Source organism: Aureimonas sp. Leaf427 (assembly GCF_001425485.1).
In the GTDB taxonomy this organism is placed as follows: domain Bacteria; phylum Pseudomonadota; class Alphaproteobacteria; order Rhizobiales; family Rhizobiaceae; genus Plantimonas.
In genome coordinates this window covers 21,654-40,158 of record NZ_LMQW01000007.1, presented here as the reverse complement: position 1 = coordinate 40,158, position 18,505 = coordinate 21,654, and the positions used below count along the sequence as shown (strand labels likewise).

At 69.2% G+C, this 18,505-nt stretch carries 23 protein-coding genes; 8 read left to right on the top strand and 15 right to left on the bottom strand.

What is annotated here, in order from left to right:
- Positions 1 to 3: 3 nt before the first annotated feature.
- The 7 genes from trmD to ASG62_RS06455 form a co-directional block, all read right to left on the bottom strand.
- Positions 4 to 687: a tRNA (guanosine(37)-N1)-methyltransferase TrmD gene (trmD, locus tag ASG62_RS06485; RefSeq protein ID WP_056695425.1), complete on the bottom strand. Its 684-nt coding sequence runs from the start codon at positions 685 to 687 to the stop codon at positions 4 to 6.
- Positions 684 to 1,283 (bottom strand): ribosome maturation factor RimM, encoded by a 600-nt coding sequence (gene rimM, locus ASG62_RS06480; protein ID WP_056695423.1) that lies wholly within the window; start codon positions 1,281 to 1,283, stop codon positions 684 to 686. Before rimM ends, trmD begins: the two co-directional genes overlap by 4 nt.
- Before the next feature lie 58 nt (positions 1,284 to 1,341).
- Complete coding sequence (locus tag ASG62_RS06475) at positions 1,342 to 2,805, bottom strand: sensor domain-containing diguanylate cyclase (protein WP_056695421.1); 1,464 nt, start codon at positions 2,803 to 2,805, stop codon at positions 1,342 to 1,344.
- A 127-nt stretch (positions 2,806 to 2,932) separates the two neighbouring features.
- Entirely contained in the window at positions 2,933 to 3,346 is a 414-nt protein-coding gene (rpsP, locus tag ASG62_RS06470) for a 30S ribosomal protein S16 (RefSeq protein ID WP_056695419.1), read from the bottom strand.
- A 99-nt stretch (positions 3,347 to 3,445) separates the two neighbouring features.
- Positions 3,446 to 5,002, bottom strand: coding sequence for a signal recognition particle protein (ffh, locus tag ASG62_RS06465; RefSeq protein ID WP_056695416.1), 1,557 nt, complete (start codon positions 5,000 to 5,002; stop codon positions 3,446 to 3,448).
- A gap of 280 nt (positions 5,003 to 5,282) precedes the next feature.
- Positions 5,283 to 5,663, bottom strand: a complete 381-nt coding sequence (locus tag ASG62_RS06460; protein WP_056695415.1) for a type II toxin-antitoxin system VapC family toxin — start codon at positions 5,661 to 5,663, stop codon at positions 5,283 to 5,285.
- Positions 5,663 to 5,875: a hypothetical protein gene (locus tag ASG62_RS06455; RefSeq protein ID WP_056695414.1), complete on the bottom strand. Its 213-nt coding sequence runs from the start codon at positions 5,873 to 5,875 to the stop codon at positions 5,663 to 5,665. The genes ASG62_RS06460 and ASG62_RS06455 overlap by 1 nt, the downstream gene beginning before the upstream one ends.
- 226 nt (positions 5,876 to 6,101) lie before the next feature.
- Between ASG62_RS06455 and ASG62_RS06450 the strand changes: the two genes are divergently transcribed.
- The 8 genes from ASG62_RS06450 (at position 6,102) to ASG62_RS06415 (ending at position 14,019) form a co-directional block, all read left to right on the top strand.
- Entirely contained in the window at positions 6,102 to 7,193 is a 1,092-nt protein-coding gene (locus ASG62_RS06450) for an endonuclease/exonuclease/phosphatase family protein (protein ID WP_056695413.1), read from the top strand.
- A 111-nt stretch (positions 7,194 to 7,304) separates the two neighbouring features.
- Positions 7,305 to 8,066: a hypothetical protein gene (locus ASG62_RS06445; RefSeq protein WP_057180333.1), complete on the top strand. Its 762-nt coding sequence runs from the start codon at positions 7,305 to 7,307 to the stop codon at positions 8,064 to 8,066.
- Between the two features lie 36 nt (positions 8,067 to 8,102).
- On the top strand, positions 8,103 to 8,396 hold the full coding sequence (locus ASG62_RS06440) for a hypothetical protein (protein WP_056695409.1): 294 nt from the start codon (positions 8,103 to 8,105) through the stop codon (positions 8,394 to 8,396).
- Positions 8,397 to 8,452: 56 nt separating this feature from the next.
- The gene (dapF, locus tag ASG62_RS06435; protein WP_056695407.1) at positions 8,453 to 9,340 is read left to right on the top strand and encodes a diaminopimelate epimerase; all 888 of its coding nucleotides are present in this window, start codon (positions 8,453 to 8,455) and stop codon (positions 9,338 to 9,340) included.
- Complete coding sequence (mtaB, locus tag ASG62_RS06430) at positions 9,337 to 10,647, top strand: tRNA (N(6)-L-threonylcarbamoyladenosine(37)-C(2))-methylthiotransferase MtaB (RefSeq protein WP_056695405.1); 1,311 nt, start codon at positions 9,337 to 9,339, stop codon at positions 10,645 to 10,647. Before dapF ends, mtaB begins: the two co-directional genes overlap by 4 nt.
- Positions 10,640 to 12,343 carry a signal recognition particle-docking protein FtsY gene (ftsY, locus tag ASG62_RS06425; RefSeq protein WP_056695403.1) on the top strand — a complete coding sequence of 568 codons (1,704 nt, stop codon included), beginning with the start codon at positions 10,640 to 10,642 and terminating at the stop codon, positions 12,341 to 12,343. The genes mtaB and ftsY overlap by 8 nt, the downstream gene beginning before the upstream one ends.
- Positions 12,344 to 12,482: 139 nt before the next feature.
- A complete protein-coding gene (locus tag ASG62_RS06420; protein WP_413814183.1) occupies positions 12,483 to 13,097 on the top strand; it encodes a septation protein A in 615 nt (204 codons plus the stop codon).
- 94 nt (positions 13,098 to 13,191) lie between these two features.
- Positions 13,192 to 14,019, top strand: a complete 828-nt coding sequence (locus tag ASG62_RS06415) for a tellurite resistance TerB family protein (protein WP_082537270.1) — start codon at positions 13,192 to 13,194, stop codon at positions 14,017 to 14,019.
- A gap of 99 nt (positions 14,020 to 14,118) precedes the next feature.
- Here ASG62_RS06415 and ASG62_RS06410 read toward each other — a convergent pair whose 3' ends face one another.
- From ASG62_RS06410 to ccmA, 8 genes are all read right to left on the bottom strand, one after another.
- Positions 14,119 to 14,661, bottom strand: coding sequence for an NUDIX hydrolase (locus tag ASG62_RS06410; protein WP_244487597.1), 543 nt, complete (start codon positions 14,659 to 14,661; stop codon positions 14,119 to 14,121).
- Positions 14,662 to 14,686: 25 nt separating this feature from the next.
- Entirely contained in the window at positions 14,687 to 14,980 is a 294-nt protein-coding gene (locus tag ASG62_RS06405) for a type II toxin-antitoxin system RelE/ParE family toxin (RefSeq protein WP_056695397.1), read from the bottom strand.
- The gene (locus tag ASG62_RS06400) at positions 14,977 to 15,279 is read right to left on the bottom strand and encodes a type II toxin-antitoxin system ParD family antitoxin (RefSeq protein ID WP_082537269.1); all 303 of its coding nucleotides are present in this window, start codon (positions 15,277 to 15,279) and stop codon (positions 14,977 to 14,979) included. The genes ASG62_RS06405 and ASG62_RS06400 overlap by 4 nt, the downstream gene beginning before the upstream one ends.
- Positions 15,280 to 15,357: 78 nt before the next feature.
- Positions 15,358 to 15,963 carry a DsbE family thiol:disulfide interchange protein gene (locus ASG62_RS06395; RefSeq protein WP_056695392.1) on the bottom strand — a complete coding sequence of 202 codons (606 nt, stop codon included), beginning with the start codon at positions 15,961 to 15,963 and terminating at the stop codon, positions 15,358 to 15,360.
- Positions 15,960 to 16,130 carry a heme exporter protein CcmD gene (gene ccmD / locus ASG62_RS06390; RefSeq protein WP_056695390.1) on the bottom strand — a complete coding sequence of 57 codons (171 nt, stop codon included), beginning with the start codon at positions 16,128 to 16,130 and terminating at the stop codon, positions 15,960 to 15,962. Before ccmD ends, ASG62_RS06395 begins: the two co-directional genes overlap by 4 nt.
- Before the next feature lie 4 nt (positions 16,131 to 16,134).
- Positions 16,135 to 16,890 carry a heme ABC transporter permease gene (locus ASG62_RS06385; protein WP_056695388.1) on the bottom strand — a complete coding sequence of 252 codons (756 nt, stop codon included), beginning with the start codon at positions 16,888 to 16,890 and terminating at the stop codon, positions 16,135 to 16,137.
- Between the two features lie 91 nt (positions 16,891 to 16,981).
- The gene (gene ccmB / locus ASG62_RS06380; RefSeq protein ID WP_056695386.1) at positions 16,982 to 17,641 is read right to left on the bottom strand and encodes a heme exporter protein CcmB; all 660 of its coding nucleotides are present in this window, start codon (positions 17,639 to 17,641) and stop codon (positions 16,982 to 16,984) included.
- Positions 17,638 to 18,330, bottom strand: coding sequence for a heme ABC exporter ATP-binding protein CcmA (gene ccmA / locus ASG62_RS06375; RefSeq protein ID WP_082537281.1), 693 nt, complete (start codon positions 18,328 to 18,330; stop codon positions 17,638 to 17,640). The genes ccmB and ccmA overlap by 4 nt, the downstream gene beginning before the upstream one ends.
- Positions 18,331 to 18,505: the final 175 nt, after the last annotated feature.

The window sequence follows — 18,505 nt, the reverse complement described above, 5'->3', positions numbered from 1 at the left end:
AGCTCAGCCCTTCAGAAGATCCGGCCGCCGCTCCCGCGTGATCCGCTCGGCCTCGCCGCGGCGCCAGCGCTCGACGGCTCCGTGGTCGCCGGAGGTGAGGACGGGCGGGATCGTGCGGCCCTCCCATTGGGCGGGGCGGGTGTAGTGGGGATGTTCCAGAAGGCCGGCCTCGAAGCTCTCGGTCTCGCCGGAGAGCGCGTTGCCCATGACGCCGGGCAGTAGCCGCACGACGGCGTCGAGCAGGACGGTCGCCGCGATCTCGCCGCCGGAGAGGATGTAGTCGCCGATCGAAACCTCGGTGAGGCCCCGCCCCTCGATCACCCGCTCGTCGACGCCCTCGAAGCGCCCGCAGACGATCACCGCGCCCGGACCCGCGCTCAAGGCCCGCACGAAGCGCTGGTCGAGCGGCCGGCCGCGCGGGCTCATGAGGAGGCGCGGGCGCGGATCGCCCTCGGGCGACGCCGCGTCGATCGCCTGTCCCAGGACGTCGGCGCGCAGGACCATGCCCGCCCCGCCGCCGGACGGCGTGTCGTCCACCATGCGGTTGCGCCCGACCGAGAAGTCGCGGATCTGCACGGTCTCCAGCGACCAGTCGCCCCGCTGCATCGCGCGCCCCGAGAGCGAGATGCCGAGCGGCCCCGGAAACATCTCGGGATAGAGCGTCAGGATCGTCGCGCGGAAGCTCAACGCCCTTCCGGCTCCCCGGCGCCGGGCTCGGCAAGCCCCGCCGCCTCCTCCGCCTGATCGCCGACCGTCTCGGCGAGGCCGGCCGCGACGGGCTCGACGGTCATCGAGCCCGCCTCGATGTCGATCTCGGGAACGGCGGCCTCGGAAAAGGGGATCATCACGGTCGCCCCGCGCTCCGGCCGGATCTCCACCACGTCGCCCGCGCCGAAATCATGGATCGCGATGACCGTGCCGATCGGCTCGCCCGTCACGCTGACGGCGGAAAGGCCGACGAGGTCGGTCTGGAAGAACGCGTCCTCGTCGTCCTCGTCAGGCAGCATGGAGCGGTCGACGAAGAGCTCGGTCCCGTTCAGCCGTTCGGCATGGTTGCGGTCGCGCACCTCGGCGATGGCGGCGACGACGACCGTCTTCTGCACCCGCGCGGAGCGGATCGTGTAGCGGTTGCCCTTGGCGTCGACGAGCGGACCATAGGCGCCGATATCGGTGGGATCGGCGGTGAAGGAACGGATGCGCACCTCGCCCTTGATGCCGTGGGCACCCCCGACGACGCCGAGAAGGACGGGATCGGCCGGGGCCTGAGGTTTCGGATCGGACAAGGCGTTCGCTCGGGCTATTGGCGGGGAGCGGCCTGTTTGCGGGCCCTGCCTCCCCGCGTCAAGCCATCGAGCTGCGCCGGTCCACGCCCTGGTGCTGGTAGTACGCGCGCTTGGCTTCGTACATGCGAAGGTCCGCGCGCTTCACCGTGTCTTCCAGGCGCTCGCCCGGGCGAACGGAGGCGATGCCCATGGAGAGCGAGAGCGGCTCGCCGGGATAGAACTGGTTGTTGATCTCGCAGAGCTCTCCGATGGCGGAGGAGAGCGTGCGTCCTTCGTCCGGGCCCGCGCCGGGCATCAGCACCGCGAACTCGTCGCCGCCGATGCGCGCGGCGGTCCAGGGCTTGCCGACCGCCTCCTTGAACACCTCGCCTGCGCGACGGAGCAGCGTGTCGCCGGCGGCATGGCCGAGCCCGTCGTTCAGGACCTTCAGCCCGTTGAGATCGGCGACGAGCACGGTGAAGCGCTCGGTCTTGCGCCGCTCGATCCGGTTCAGCTCGTCGGCGTAGAAGGAGCGGTTGAAGAGCTTGGTGAGGACGTCGTGCTTGCCGAGATATTCGAGATAGGCCTCGGCCTTCTTGCGCGCGGTGATGTCGGTCAGCGCCACCTGCACCAGCGCCCAGTCCTCCTCGTGCCCGGGCAGGACGGAGAACTGCATGAGGAAATGCAGCTCCTCGCCGCTCAGCGAATAGTTCACGACCTCCCGGCTCTGCGAAAGCTTGCCGTTCCAGAGATCGACGAGTTGCTCCAGGAAGGGCTGGTGCATCCCGTCGCGGAAGACGTCGCCCTGGCGCAGGAGAAGGGTCTCCAGATCGGGCGCGGCGAAGGTCTGCAGCGTCTGGCGGTTCACGTCGAGGACGCGGATCTCGCTCATGCAGCGCGAGACGAATTCGGGATGGACGCTGAGGAAGGTGCGAAAATCCGTAACGCCGTTCTCCCGAACCTCCTCGATGAGGAGACGGATCGAGGAGAAGTCCTCGACCCAGAGGGAGACCGGCGAATGCTCGAAGAGCCCCTTGGCATAGGCCTCGCTCTCCGCGAGCCTGTGGCGTGTCTCCAGGAGGTCGGTCACATCCTCCGTCGCCACGAGAAGCCGGCTCCAGTCGGCCTCGTGGCCGGGCAGGACGCGCCCCTTCAGCTGGATGTCGAGGCGCCGTCCGGTCAGTGTGTGATTGACGGCCCGGCTGGTGAAGCTCGTCGCCCCGTCCCAGAGCTGGACGAGCTCTTCGAGATGGTTCTCCAGCATCGCGCCCTGGAAGACCGCGCCGAGCTCGGCGACGAGCGCTTGCGTGTCGGCGGCCTCGTAGAGGGCCAGTGCCTTGGCGTTGAGATGGAGGATGCGGATGCCCTTGGTCGAGGCGCGCAGCCGCGCCCGGTCGGCGAGGAGAAAGGCGCGCAGATCCGTCACGCCCTCGGCGCGCCAGCCATCGAGCAGCGCGCGCACGCCGCTCCAGTCCTCCAGCCAGAGGGGCGAGGGTGCGAGTTCGAAGAGGTCGTCGGGCGCGGCGGCCGGCTCGTGCGTCATGGCATCGATCCCCGAACAGGCGGCCGCCCGGTGGCGGCACGAACGAAAACGGCGCGGCGGGGGTTTCCCCCGCCGCGCCGCGCAGTCTATGCGACGATTGTAAAATCGAGCTTTACAACCGCTTGTATTACTCGGCCGTCTCTTCGGCCGGCGCGTTCTTGGCGGCTTCCGCGGCAGCGGCGGCGGCCTCGGCCTTCGCCGCGGCGTCTTCCTCGCGCTGCTTCTTCTCGGCGATGCGCTCGAGCGCCTTCTTGCCGGGCAGACCCTTGGTCTCGTTCTTCTTCTCGGGACGGTTCACGATGCCCGCCTTGTCGAGGAAGCGCAGCACGCGGTCGGTCGGCTGGGCGCCTTCCGAGATCCAGTGCTTGATGCGCTCGTCCTTCAGCGTGACGCGCTCGGCATCCTTCGGGAGCATCGGGTTCCAGGAACCGACGGTCTCGATGAAGCGGCCGTCGCGGGGCGAACGGGCGTCGGCGACGACGATGTGGTAGTAGGGGCGCTTCTTGGAGCCGGCACGGGCAAGGCGCATCTTCAGGGGCATGGGTCTGTCCTTCGTTCGATGAGTTGAATGTCGTTCTCTGGTCGTCTCAACTTCGGCGCCGGGAGGCGGCCGAGGCTATGTCTTGCGGCCGGGCCGCACTTATTTCTTGCGGCCGGGAAGCCCGGGGAGCCCCGGCAAGCCGGGCAGACCGGGAAGCCCCTTCGGCAGGCCGCCCGCGCCCGGCATTCCGGGAAGGCCCTTGGCCTGCGCCATCTTGGCGAGCGCCTCGAGCTGCTTGGGGTCCATCTTGGAGAGATCGGGCATCCCGCCCATCCCGCCCATTCCACCGCCGCCTCCGCCGAGGCCGAGCTTGGCGCCGAGCCCGCCCATGAGCTGACCCATCATGCCGCCGCCCTTGCCGCCCTTCATGGACTTCATGACGTCGGCCATCTGCCGGTGCATCTTCAGGAGCTTGTTGATGTCGGCCGAGGAGGTGCCCGAGCCCGCCGCGATGCGCTTCTTGCGCGAGTGCTTCAGCGCATCGGGATTGCCGCGCTCGAAGGCGGTCATCGAGGAGATGATGGCGAGCTGGCGCTTCAGGAGCTTGTCGTCGATGCCGGCGGCCGCGACCTGATCCTTGATCTTCCCCATGCCGGGCATGAGGCCCATCATGCCGCCCATTCCGCCCATCTTCTGCATCTGGCGGATCTGGTCGGCGAGATCGTCGAGGTCGAACTTGCCCGACTGCATCTTCTTGGCCATCGCCGCGGCCTTTTCCGCGTCGATGTTCTCCGAGGCGCGCTCGACGAGGCTGACGATGTCGCCCATGCCGAGAATGCGGTCGGCGATGCGCGAGGGATGGAAATCCTCCAGCGCGTCCATCTTCTCGCCGGTGCCGATCAGCTTGATCGGCTTGCCCGTCACCGCGCGCATGGAGAGCGCCGCGCCGCCGCGACCGTCGCCGTCGATGCGGGTGAGGACGATGCCGGTGATGCCCACGCGCTCGTCGAAGGAACGCGCCAGATTCACCGCGTCCTGGCCGGTCAGGGAATCGGCGACCAGCAGGATCTCGTGCGGGTTCGAGCGGGCCTTGATCTCGGCCATCTCGGCCATCAGCGGCTCGTCGATATGCGTGCGGCCGGCCGTGTCGAGGATGAGGACGTCGTAGCCGCCGAGCTTGGCGGCCTGGGCCGCGCGCGAGGCGATGGCGACGGGGTCCTGGCCGACGATCACCGGAAGGGTCGCCACGCCCGTCTGCTCGCCGAGGACGCGCAGCTGCTCCTGCGCGGCCGGACGGCGCGTGTCGAGCGAGGCCATCAGCACCCGCTTCTTCTGCCTCTCCGTCAGGCGCTTGGCGAGCTTGCCGGAGGTCGTCGTCTTGCCCGAGCCCTGGAGGCCGACCATCATGATCGTGACCGGGGCGGGCGCGTTCAGATCGATCGGCGCGTGATCGGAGCCGAGCGTCGCGACCAGCTCGTCATGGACGATCTTGACGACCATCTGGCCGGGCTTGATCGACTTGACGATCTCGGCGCCGACCGCCTTCTCGCGCACGCGGTCGGTGAAGGAGCGAACGACCTCGAGCGCGACGTCGGCTTCGAGCAGGGCGCGCCGCACCTCGCGCAGCGCCGCCGCCACGTCCGCATCCGACAGGGCGCCGCGTCCGGTCAGGCCGGAGAGAATGGACCCCAGGCGGGTCTGCAACGAGTCGAACATATCGTCCCTTCCGTCCTTCGCCGGCGCCGGCCGATCGGAAGACCGGCTGCGCACGATCGCGAATGTGGTGACGGACCATCAGCCGCAACAAGCCGCGAACGCCCAAAGCAAAGCCGCATCCGCGGGCGACACTCGCTGGCGGATGGGGACCTCCGTAACGTCGGGGCGTCTGCCATCAGGCAGAAAATCCCGACAAACGGTCGGCGGCTCGCGGACGGATGCTCGCGGATTTGGGTTGCCTAAAGCACGGATGGGGGGACGAGGTCAAGAATGCGCGAATTCAGGCCCGAAGCTTCGGCACATGGACGACATCGGGAAGACCGATGAAATGGGCATCCGATGTCAGAAGAGACGCGCGATGATGCCGTGCGGTCGCATAGATGACGGCATCGGCGGTCGCCAGCTTGGCGCTGGCGGAAAGCTCCGCGGCGAGAAGGGCGATCGTCGTATCGAGGGGAACGACGACGCATTTTTCCATGAAGGCGGCGACTTCACCTGCCCGTTCCGGATCGACCTCTCGCCGCAGCCACTTGGACAATTCGAGTTGGACCATCGTCGGAACGATCCAAGCGTCTCGCCGAGGCAGCAACGGCTCGATAGGTCGTCCCGTCGGCGAATTCGCAAGCCATTCGATGAAAGCCGACGTATCGACCGCCCGCATCAGTATCGATCGTTACGGTCGCGATAGTTTTCCGTGTTGGCGCCGGCGGCGATGCCCTGGAGACGGTCGCGCGTCGGAACAGGAACCAGCAGCACCCCGGCCGGCGTCGGGACGAAGGCAAACTCCTGACCCACGTCCCACTTGTTCTGGGACCGGACCGACTCGGGAATCTGGATCTCGAAATCAGAAGAAAGAACCGTTGAATCCGACATGAACCGAACCTCGCCCAGTCATCGAGAAAAGATAGATAGCATCCCGAATAGGGTCTCGTAAGACCTCGGCCAGCCGTGCAGATCGAGGTCCCGCTGTCCGCACTGCATGTGCAGCCACCCTTGCCTTTTGCCTCCTCCGCGCAACCCTATGCCGCGTCTCGTTCCGCGCCGTGTCGCCGGAAACAGTTGGACAGGGTGGCGTCCTTCGGGGCCAGGAGACGGACCGATGTGGGCAGAGATCGTAATCGGCCTCCTCGCGGGCATTCTCCTTGCGGCCACGCTCGGCTCCTTCCTGCGCATACCGCACGGCTTCGTGCGCAGCCTCTCCTTCCCGCGCCTTCAGATCTTCGTTCTCGCCGCCGCGCTCGTAGCGGCCGCGCTCTGGTGGGTTCCCCCGTCGGCGACGCGCTGGTCGATCCTGGCCGCGCTTCTCGTCGTGCTCGTCGTCCAGACGATCTGCATCCTGCCCTTCACGCCGCTCTGGAAGAAGCAGTCGAAGGGCCGGCTCGTCGACGGAGAGGATGCGCCGGACACGGTCTCGGTCCTCTCCTACAATGTGAAGATGTCGAACCGCGACTATGCCGCCGCGCTCGCCATCGCGCGGCAGGCCGATGCCGATCTCCTCCTCTTCATGGAGACCGACCAGCCCTGGTGCGACGCGCTGGAGCCGTTGCGGCAGACGCATTCCCACGTCCTCTCCGCGCCCTATCCCAATGCCTACGGCATGATCCTCTTCTCGCGCCTGGAACTGTCGCAGACGACGATCCAGTGCCTTCTGATGGAGGAGGTCCCTTCCTTCGGCGCCACCGTGACCCTTCGGGACGGGCAGCGCTTCCGCTTCCACGCGGTCCATCCCGAGCCGCCCGTGCCGACCATGGACTCGCTCGGCCGGGACGCCGAACTCCTGATGGTCGCCGACATCGTGAGACAAGAGCGCCTGCCCTCCGTCGTGTCGGGCGATCTCAACGACGTCGCCTGGTCGAACACGACGCGCCTCTTCCAGCGCGTCTCGCGCCTCCTCGATCCGCGCATCGGCCGCGGCTTCTACAACACGTTCGACGCGCGCTTTCCCTTCCTGCGCTGGCCGCTCGATCATCTCTTCCACGATGCGCGCTTCGCCATCGTCGCCATCGAGCGGATGCCCGCCGGCGGCTCCGATCATTTTCCCATGTTCTTCCGCCTCGCCCTCACCCCCAGCGCCGAGGGCGCCGACATGCCCGAGCCCGAGGACGCGGCCGACCGCGAGGAGAAGAAGGAAATCGTGGCGGAGGGAAAGAAGCTCGACAGAGAGGCCATCGGCGTCGATTGGGAAACGTGAGCGACCGGCGACTTCCATAAGTCGAGATTAATATCTTCGCCTCCGCAGGAACGAGCGCCCCGCGCCCTCCGTTGATTCCCCGACAACTGCATGGCCAGGAGGATCAGCGACATGCCATCCGACACCAGCCGCCGCGGCCGCGAAACCGTGACCGCCTTCTTCGAAACCCGCAGCGACGCGCAGGCCGCCCTCGACCGGCTGCGCCACGAAGGAATTGCCGTCGAGCACGCGCAGATCTACGACGGCGCGCCGGACGAGGCGCTGGCCGCCGCGACCGACCGCGAGACGCGCCACAAGGGCTTCTTCGAGAAGCTCGGCGATCTCTTCCTGCCGAGCGAGGACCGGGGAACCTATGCCGAGGGCCTGTCGCGCGGCGGCACGCTCCTCTCCCTTCCCGTTCTCCCCGGCGACCGCTCGCGCGTGCTCGATCTTCTCGACGATGCGGGCACGGTCGATCTCGACGAGCGCGAAGACAGCTGGCGCGCCGAGGGCTGGGGCGGCCCCGCGACCTCGCCGGTCTTCGGCGATGCGAGCCTTGCCGCGACCGGCGGCGACGCCGATCGAACGGTCGCGACATCCGACGCCGGCCTGCGCAGCGGCATTTCGGGCATCGGCGGACATGCGGCCGGGGCGCCGCCGGCAAGCTTCGCGCGCCGCGACGACAGTCTCGGCCGGCGCCGCGCCCGCAGCTACCGCTGGGACGAGGAGCCGCTCGACCGGACCGATGTCGAGATCGAGGACGGGCGCCGCGAGGACGACGCCGATCTTAGAGGCACCGGTACGCGGGGGCCCCCGCCGAGCCGGCCTCGAGGCCGGCTCGGCGACACTTGCGATCCCGCGATTAAGCGGACGTTAACCATGCCCGACCGATGATGGGTCATCGAGAATCAGGGTGAGGCGTAGACGTCCATGCGCAGGATCGAAGTGGCTGACGAGCTGAAGGTTCGCTTTCCCGCTCGCAGCGCCGAGTTCGACGACGGGTTCGAAGTCGGCATGATGGCACTGCTGATGAGCCGTCGCGAAGCCGAGTTCACGCGCTCCGTGTCCACGCGCATCGTGGACCAGTGCATCGAGCTCGCCGGCAAGCTCGGCTATCATCTGGGCGAGCGCGAGGAGAGCGAGGAGACCGTGCGCCTCACCTTCCGCAGCCGCCGCAGCCGGCCGAAGCTGCGCCTCGTCTCCAGCCAGGCCGTCGCTTCCTGACGGCGGAACCTCCGGGCCGGCTGGCATTCGTCGGCGGGCTCGGCCATATAACGGGCATGGGCCAGGATCAGACCATTCCCTTCGCGCGCATGAACGGGCTCGGCAACGAAATTCTCGTCGCCGACCTTCGCGGCCGCACCGATCGGGTAACGCCGGCTGCAGCGATCGCGCTGGCCGGCCGGCCCGAGACCCATTTCGACCAGATCATGGCGATCCATGATCCCGCGACGGCCGGCACCGACGCCTTCGTGCGCATCCTCAATGCCGACGGATCGGAAGCCGGCGCCTGCGGCAACGGCATGCGCTGCGTCGTCCAGGCGCTGGCGGCCGATCTCGGCCAATACGCCTTCACCTTCGAAACCCGCGCCGGCCTTCTCTTCGGCGAGGAGGGCCCGGACGGCCTCCTCACCGTCGACATGGGCATCCCCCTTTTCGGCTGGCAGGACATTCCGCTTTCCGAGCCGTTTCACGACACGCGCGCCATCGAGCTTCAGATCGGCCCGATCGACGCGCCGATCCTCCATTCGCCCTCCGTCGTCTCCATGGGCAATCCCCACGCCGTCTTCTTCGTGGACCGCGACGTCTGGTCCTTTGAGCTCGACCGCTTCGGCCCCATCCTCGAAAACCACCCGCTCTTTCCCGAGCGCGCCAACATCACCATCGCCGAGGTGAAGGCGCCCGACGCGATCACCATCCGCACCTGGGAACGCGGCGTCGGCCTGACCCGCGCCTGCGGCTCGGCCGCCTGCGCCAGCGCCGTCAGCGGTGCGCGCTCGAGGCGCACGCATCGTCTCGTCACCGTCACCGTGCCCGGCGGCGATCTCACGATCGAATGGCGCGAGGACGACCACGTCGCCATGACCGGCCCCGCCGAATGGGAATGGTCGGGCCGTCTCGACCCCGCGACCGGCGCCTTTTCCCGCGACGACAGCCCCGCCCCATGAGCGCGGCGGCGACCGCCGCCTCTTCGGGCGGCATCAAGGTGGTGAGCTTCGGCTGCCGGCTGAACACGCTGGAATCGGCCGGAATGCGCGAGGCCGCCGGGCGCGCGGGCCTGTCCGACACCATCCTCTTCAACACCTGCGCCGTGACGGAGGAGGCCGTGCGGCAGGCCCGCAAGGCCGTGCGAAAGGCGAGGCGCGAGAACCCTTCGGCGCGCATCGTCGTCGCCGGCTGCGCCGCGCAGCTCGATCCGGCCGCCTTCGCCGCCATGCCGGAAGTCGATGCCGTCCTCGGCAATGCCGAGAAGACGCAGGCCGAGAGCTTTTCCAGCCTTCCCGATTTCGGCGTCTCGGCCGAGGAGAAGATCCGCGTCGACGACATCATGAGCGTCACCGAGACCGCGCCGCATCTGGTCGATGCGATCGAGGGCCGGGCGCGCGCCATCGTCGAGGTCCAGAACGGCTGCGACCACCGCTGCACCTTCTGCATCATCCCCTTCGCGCGCGGCCCCGCCCGCTCGGTGCCGGCCGGCGCCGTCGTCGAGCGCATCCGGCGCATTGCGGCAAGCGGCGTCGCCGAGGTCGTCCTGTCCGGCGTCGATCTCACCAGCTACGGTTCGGACCTGCCGGGCGCGCAGAGTCTCGGCCGGCTGGTGCAGGCGATCCTCGCCGGCGTCCCCGATCTGAAGCGCCTTCGCCTCTCCTCCATCGATTCCGTCGAGGCGGACGAGGCCCTTCTCGACGCGATGACGACGGAGGAGCGGCTCGCGCCCTATCTCCATCTCTCGCTTCAGGCGGGCGACGACATGATCCTGAAGCGCATGAAGCGTCGCCATTCGCGCGACGACGCCGTGCGCTTCTGCGAGGACATGCGCCGGCGCCGGCCCGACATCGCCTTCGGCGCCGATCTCATCGCGGGCTTCCCGACCGAGACCGAAGCGATGGCCGAGAACACGGCGGCCCTCGTCGAGGATTGCGGCCTCGCCTTCACCCACATCTTCCCCTTCAGCGCCCGCGAGGGAACGCCCGCCGCGCGCATGCCCCCCGTCGAGCCGGCCGTCGTGCGCGAACGCGCCGCGCGCCTGCGCGCGCTGGGCGCCGCCGCCCTCTCGCGCCACCTCTCCGAAAGGGTCGGCGGCACCGCCGAAGTGCTCGTCGAGCGCGGCCGGCGCGGGCGCCTTGCGGACTTCACGCCGGTGGCCATGCCCTTCGGCCTCCCCGGCACGCTCGCAGGCGCTAGGTTCACCGGTCACGACGGCTCGGCGCTCCAGGCCGCCCCGCTTCAGGAAATGACGGACCAGCATGTCTGAAAACAAAGGCTTCTTCCGGCGGATCTTCTCCTTCGGCTCCGCGCGCGTCGAGGACGAGCGCCCGCCGGCCGAACCGCCGGTGGCGTCGGCCGCCGCCGAGGCCCCGCCGGCACCGCCTGTCGAACGCGACGCGACGCCGCCGGCACCCCCCGCGAGCTTCGAGCCCGAGGTCTCAACGCGGGCCGAGCCGGAGCATGCAACCCTTGTTCCGCCTGCCGATCAGGCTCTCTCGCTGGAGACGCGGCCGGCCGAGGCGCTGGCGCCTCTCGTCGTGACGCCGCCGGAAACGACGGCCGAGCCGGCACCGCCGACCCGAGATGCCGAAACGGCGGCGCTTTTCTCGCCGGAGCCAAGTCCCGCTCGGGAACCGGAGCCGGCGGCGGATGCGCCGGCCGCGGACGAGGCCGACTTCTCCTGGCTCGACGCGCCCCTGCCGCCCGAGGACGAGATCGAGGCCGCGACCCAGGCGCCCGTCGACGAGACGACGCCCCTTCCCGATCCCGCGCCCGACCTCGCCGAAGAGCCCGAGGCCTTCGGCGAACCGGTCGAGGACTTCGCCGCCGAACCCCTGCCCGAGGACGAGGCGGACTTCTCCTTCCTCGATGCCGACGCGCCGCTGCCGCCGGAAGACGAAGAGGCCGAGCCCGACTTCTCCTTCCTCGAGCCGGAAGCCCGGGCCGACGGCAGCGCGGACACGCTCGACGACACGGTGCCGCACGAAGGCTGGCGCCGCCGCGAGGCGCCCGCCGTGCCGGAAGCGCTCATGCCGGTCGGCCCGCGCATTCCCTGGTTCGAGCGGCTGCGCCAGGGTCTGGCGCGCTCCTCCAGCCAGTTGTCAGGCTCGATCACCGCGCTCTTCACCAAGAAGAAGCTGGACGAGGCGACCCTCCAGGATTTCGAGGACGTCCTGCTCCAGGCCGATCTCGGCTACGAGACCGCGACGCGCATCACCGACCGCCTGTCCGAGGGCCGCTTCGGCAAGGAGATCTCGGGCGCCGAGGTGCGCGCCATCCTCGCCGCCGAGGTGGAGGCGACGCTCGCCCCCGTCGCCCTGCCGCTGGAACTCGACCTCGACAAGAAGCCGCACGTCATCCTCGTCGTCGGCGTCAACGGCACGGGCAAGACGACCACGATCGGCAAGCTCGCCGCCAAGCTCGTGCGCGGCGGCCTGAAGGTCACGCTCTGCGCGGGCGACACGTTCCGCGCCGCCGCCGTCGAGCAGCTGAAGATCTGGGGCGAGCGCACGGGCTCGGAGGTCGTGGCGAAAGCCATCGGCGCCGATGCGGCGGGCCTCGCCTACGAGGCCTACGACCGCGCGGTGGAGAACGGGTCCGACGTCCTCATCATCGACACGGCCGGCCGCCTTCAGAACAAGGCCGAGCTGATGGCGGAGCTGGAGAAGATCGTGCGCGTTCTCAATAAGCGCGAGCCCGACGCCCCGCACACCGTGCTCCAGACGCTGGACGCGACGACCGGCCAGAACGCGCTCAGCCAAGTCGAGATCTTCCGCAACGTCGCGGGCGTCAACGGGCTGGTCATGACCAAACTCGACGGCACCGCGCGCGGCGGCATCCTCGTCGCCATCGCCGCCCGCCACAAGCTGCCCGTCTACTTCATCGGCGTCGGAGAGGGCATCGACGATCTCGAACCTTTCCGGGCGAAGGATTTCGCCGACGCCATCGCGGGAACGGCTTGATACGGGCCCGGTCCCGCCTCAAGCCGATCGACCGTCCAAGCCGGCTCCAAGAGACCGCGGATAGGAACAAAAGTCCATGCCCGAGACGATCCTCGAACCCGGCCCGAACGCTCCCGGACCCGCGCGGGCGAAGAAGGACATGAACCCGCTTCTGAAGTTCGCCCTGGAGCTCGGGCCTCTCGTCGTCTTCTTCTTCGCCAATTCGCGCGGCGAATGGCTGGCCCAGCGCTTCCCGACGCTGGCCGAGCTCGGCGGGCCGCTCTTCATCGCGACCGCCCTCTTCATGGCCGCGACCGTCCTCGCGCTCGCCGTCTCCTGGTCGCTGACGCGCACGCTGCCGATCATGCCGCTCGTCTCCGGCCTCTTCGTCGTCGTCTTCGGCTTCCTGACGCTCTGGCTTCAGAACGAGACCTTCATCAAGATGAAGCCGACCATCGTGAACTCGCTCTTCGCGGTCATCCTTCTCGGCGGGCTCTTCTTCGGCAAGGCTTTGCTCGGCTACGTCTTCGAGCAGGCCTTCAAGCTGGACGATGCCGGCTGGCGCAAGCTGACGCTGCGCTGGGGCCTCTTCTTTCTCGTCATGGCCGCGATGAACGAGGTCGTCTGGCGCAACTTCTCGACCGATTTCTGGGCGGGGTTCAAGGTCTGGGCGACCATGCCCATCACCATGATCTTCATGATCTTCCAGATCCCGCTCCTGAAGCGACACGCCACCGAGCCGCTGATCAAGGACTATACGGGCGGCAAGCCGTAACGCCCCTCGGAGCCGATCGCCCGCACGCGCATTGTCCTGCCACGTCGGCATCCCGATATGCCGGACAACGCAACTTTCGCGATCGGAACCCTTCATGCTCGACGTCCAGAAGCTTCTCGGCCAGTTCCTCGGCTCGCAATCCGGCCAGAGCGGCCAGGGCCGGCCCTCCGGCTTCGGCTCCCCGTCCTCGCAGGGCGGCAGTTTCGGCGGGCTTGGCGGCGGTTCGGGCGGCGGCTCGCTGCAGGACCAGATCGGCGGCCTCATCCGCACCCACGGCGCCTCCGTTCTCACCAGCGGTCTGGCCGGCGGACTCGCCTCGCAGCTCTTCAAGGGCAAGGGCCTCGGCAAGATGGGCGGCGTCGGCAAGATGGGCGGCACGGCCCTGAAGCTCGGCGGCGCGGCCATCGTCGCGGGCCTCGCCTACAAGGCCTATCAGACCTGGGCGGCCAACAATGCCGGCGCGCCCGCTCTTCCCGGCGCGAGCCCGCTGCCGCGCATCGCGGCGCCTGCCGCGGGCGAGCTGCCCGCGCCGGCCGGCACCGCCTTCCTCCCCACTGGCGAGGAGGACGCCCGCGCCCGCCTCATGCTCTCCGCCATGATCGCGGCGGCCAAGGCCGACGGCTATATCGACAGGCAAGAGCAGGAGGCGATCTTCGGCCGCATCGACGACCTCGATCTCGACGCGGAGGAGAAGGGCTTCGTCGTCGACGAAATGCGAAAGCCCCTGTCGATCGACGATCTCGTGGCAGGCGCCCGCACGCCCGAGGCCGCGATGGAGGTCTACACCGCCTCGGTTCTCGCCATCGACGCCGACCATCCCGCCGAAAAGGCCTATCTCGACCAGCTCGCCGCCCGGCTGAACCTGCCCGCCGACCTCACCGCCGAAATCCGCCGCACCGCAGACGAAGCCGCCGCCGGCTGACCGACCGAGGGGAAGCACCGGAGGCCGGAGGCGGCTTCCGGTGGAGACGAGAAGCGCGGGTCAGCAGGCGGGCTCGCCGTGAAACCTGCCCGCGCGAGTTCAGAACTCTTCGGTCGCAAGCCGCCGGCCGTCCGGCATCCGGTCGCCCGTCGAGCCCTCGGGATTGCCGAAGGGCACGGGCGAGGCGCCGGCCTCGGCCTCCGCGTCGTGGTTCAACGCCCAGTGCACGGACGGGAAGGCCAGCTCGTCTAAAGGGATGTCCTCCGGCCGAAACAGCGCGATCTCCAGGCTCTCCGGCCCCGCAGCCATGTCGGGATCGGCCAGCGTCGCGCGATAGATCAGCTGAACCTGGCTGATGCGCGGCACGGAATAGACCGCGAGCAGGCGCTGGATGACGAGCTTCGCCCCCGCCTCCTCCCGCGCCTCGCGCATCGCGCCCTCCTCCGGCGTCTCGCCGAGCTCCATGTAGCCCGCCGGGATCGTCCAGAAGCCGGCCCTAGGCTCGATCGCACGCCGGCAGAGGAGAATGCGCCCCTCGTGCCGCACGACCGAGCCGACCACGATCTTGGGGTTCTCGTAGACGACGAAGCCGCAATGGTCGCAGGCCCGCCGCTCGTGCTCGTCGCCGTCGGGTATGCGCAAGGAGAAGGAAGGTTCGATCATCGGCTCAAAGATGGGACGAGAGGTTCATCCGGGAATGGAGAATACGCACGATCAAGATGCCGCCGTCCGGACGCTGGCGGTAGATCAGATAATGCGCTTCGACGAGAAAACGGCGGTGATGCGGAAACTCGGGATCGAAGATGTGGCCTCTTCGCGGGTCCCGCGCGAGGGCATCGGCACCCTTGGTCAGCCGGTCGACATAGCGCCGTGACTGACGAAGACCGAACAGCTTGAGACTTTGAGCAGCGGCCCTGCGAAGATCGCGCTGCGCGAGATCCGTGAAGATCGGCGTCGTCACCGACGCGCTTCGGCCTCGGCGACGATCTCCTCGAACATGGCATCGACATCGAGCGGCCCCGCCTCGCCGCTCGCCTCTCCATCCCGAATCGCCTGACGGACCTCTTCGAGCGACAAGGCCGGGCCTGCGTGCTCGCCGAACGCGATGCGGAGCTGTTTCATCTCGTCTTCCTGCTCTTCCAGAAGTCGTAGACCGGCCCTGACGACATCCTCCGCCGTTTCATAATCATCGCTTCCAGCCCGTTCGTCGATGAAGCGATCGAACCGGTCGTCCATGCGGAGTGTGCGTTGCTGGCTCATGGCAGCGTCCTGAAACCCGATGGCGATCCTGGCATCTTGACCCGTCCTCGGCGCGCCGTAAAGCCGAAGGGCGGGCCCTTATCCCCCGCCCGCCACCGCCCGCGCGATCGCCGGCTCCAGCTTCTCCGCCACGTCCTTTTCGGAGAACGGACCCGTCTGCTTCCAGAGGATCGTGCCGTCCGCGGCGACGAGGAAGGTCTCGGGCACGCCGTAGACGCCCCAGTCGATGCCCGCGCGCCCGGAGACGTCGGTGCCGACGGCGGCGTAGGGATTGCCGAGATCGCCGAGGAAGCGCCGGGCGTTTTCCGGCTTGTCCTTGTAGTTGATGCCGACGAGGCGGACCCGTGGATCGCGCGCGATGCCGAGCAGAAACGGATGCTCCAGCCGGCAGGGCCCGCACCAGGAGGCGAAGACGTTGACGAGCGTCGGGCGCCCGTCGCCTTGGGCGAGATCGAGCCCCGGCACCGGCGCACCCGTCGCCGAGACGAGGCCATCGAGGGGCGGCAGGCTCGTCGCGGGGGCCTTGGCGCCGATGAGGGCGGAGGGGATTTCCTGCGGGTCGTGGCCGGAGACGAGCTGGTAGAGGAAGATGCCGGCGAGCCCCGCGAAGATCAGCACCGGCAGCGCCGCCAGCCAGGAGCGGCGGCGGGGCGCTGCGTCGGCCGGATGAGCGTCTCCGCTCATCGCGCCGGCTCCCGGTCCGACCTTCTGCGCAGGCCGCGCGCTTCCAGCGCCTTCAGCTCGGCGCGCACCGAGCGCCCGTCGAGGAAGACCCAGGCCCCGATCCCGGCCAGCGCCAGGACGGAAAGCCCGTAGGCGGCGAGGATGAAGGCCGCATAATCGCTCTGCATCGGATCAGCCTTCCGTCTGGCGTAGGGCCAGCCGCGTCAGCGCGGCGACGCGCCGGCGCAGGATTTCGGTCCGCATGGCGCTGAGATGCAGCGCGAAGAAGAGAAGCGAGAAGCCGATCGCCGAGACCAGAAGCGGCCAGAGATAGGCGGCCGGCATGGTCGGGCCGTCCGCGCGCAGAACGCTCGCCGGCTGGTGCAGCGTGTTCCACCAGTCGACCGAGAACTTGATGATCGGGATGTTGATGAAGCCGACGAGGACGAGGATCGCGGCGGGCTTGGCCGAGCGGCCGGGATCGGAAAGCGCTCGCGTCAGCGCGATCAGGCCGAGATACATGAGGAAGAGGATGAAGACCGAGGTCAGCCGCGCGTCCCAGACCCACCAGGTGCCCCACATGGGCCGGCCCCAGATCGAGCCGGTGAGGAGCGCCAGCGCCGTGAACACGGCCCCGATCGGCGCCGCCGCCTTCACCGCGACATCGGCCAGCGGATGGCGCCAGACGAGCGTGCCGAGCGCCGAGGCCGTCATGACGGTCCAGATCATCATGGAGAGCCAGGCGAAGGGCACGTGGATGAACATGATGCGCACCGTCGAGCCCTGCTGGTAGTCCTCGGGCGCGAGGAGCCCGAGCCCCAGACCGCCGGCGAGCGCCAGCGCCGCCAGAGCGTAGAGCCAGGGCTGCAAGGCCCCGGACAGCTCCAGGAAGCGGGAGGGATTGGCGAGGACGGAGAACCGCCCCCGCGTCGCGGAGAGATCGCTCATGACCCCAGTCTAGAATCTCTCCGAAAGACGGGCAAATGCCCATTTCGTCATCCGCCCTGCCACTTTCGTCGCCCCCCGCCCGGCCTTCGTCTCAATCGCCCCCGCCCTTCAGGACGGCCCCCGCCGCCAGCGGCCCGACGACGGCGAAGATGAGCGTGAGGGCGCCGAGGATCATGAGCGGCGGCAGGAAGGGATCGGGATCGTTCAGCGCGCCGTAGCTCGCCGAGACGCCGAAGATCAGCACCGGGATCGCCAGCGGCAGGACGAGCACGGAGACGAGCAGCCCGCCGCGCGGCAGGGCGACCGCGACCGCCGCCCCGACCGCGCCGATGAAGGCGATGGCGGGCGTGCCGACGAGAAGCGTCAGCGCGACCGCCGCCCCGGCCTGCGGCTCGAGCCCGAGGAGCAGGCCGAGCGGCGGCGCGGCCAGGACCAGCGGCAGCGAGCTGGCCGTCCAGAGCGCGGCGCATTTGGCGAGCACGACCAGCGGCATCGGCGTGCCCCCCATCTGCAGGAGGTCGAGCGTGCCGTCCTCCCGGTCGGCCTGGAACAGGCGGTCGAGGGTGAGAAGCGCGGAGAGGAGCGCGCCGATCCAGAGGATGGCGGGGCCGATCCGCGAGAGGAGCTTCAGATCGGGGCCGACGCCGAAGGGAATGGTCGCGATCACGGCGAGGAAGAAGATCAGCCCCGTCGCCGCCCCGCCGCCACCGGCGAAGGCGATGCGCAGGTCCCGCGCGAAGATCGCCCTCACGACCAGCCCTCGGCGGCGGCCAGATCGGCATCCGCGATGCCCGGACCGGCCTCCGCCCCCGAAAGGGCCGTCCGCCGCCGCTCCAGCCGAAGCTCTAGAGCCTCGATGCCGAGCGGCTGGTGCGTCGCCGCGACGAGAAGCCCGCCGGCTTCGAGATGGTGCGCGAGGAGCCCGGCGAAGAGGGCTTGCGAGGCCGCGTCCAGCGCGCCGGTCGGCTCGTCGAGAATCCAGGCCGGGCGCCGGGCGACGAGAAGCCGCGCGATCGAGGCGCGGCGCTGCTGGCCGGCCGAAAGATAGCCGAAGGGCGAGCGCTCCGCCCCGGAAAGCCCGACCGCCTCCAGCGCCTCCCGCGTCGAGAGACCCTCGGCGCCCCCGAGAAAGCGCCGCCAGAAGTCGAGATTGGCGCCGACGGTCAGCCCCGCCTTCATCGCGTTTCGGTGCCCGAGATAATGAGCGACCTCGGCAAGGCCCCGCGCCGGCTCGCCGTCCGGCCCGAGCGCGCCCGCAACGCGGATCGTGCCGCCGCCGGCGGGCAGGAGCCCGGCCAGCGTGCGCAGCAGCGTCGACTTGCCCGCCCCGTTCTCGCCGGTGACGACGAGCGCCTCGCCGGAGGACACGTCGATGTCGAGCGGCCCGGCGATCCGCTCGGCCCCGCGCGCGACGAGGAGGCCGCGCACCGACAGCCGAATCGTCATGCGGACGGACTTTCGAAGAAGCGGCACACGAGCGTCGTCATGCCGGACAGATGGCAGATCGCGGGGCCCTCAGTCCAGTCTCGCCCGCCCGGCGCGGCCGGTTCGGCGCAAAAGGCTTACGCGGCGCTTGCCATGTCGACGGATTCCTCCCGCACCGCACGGCGATGCC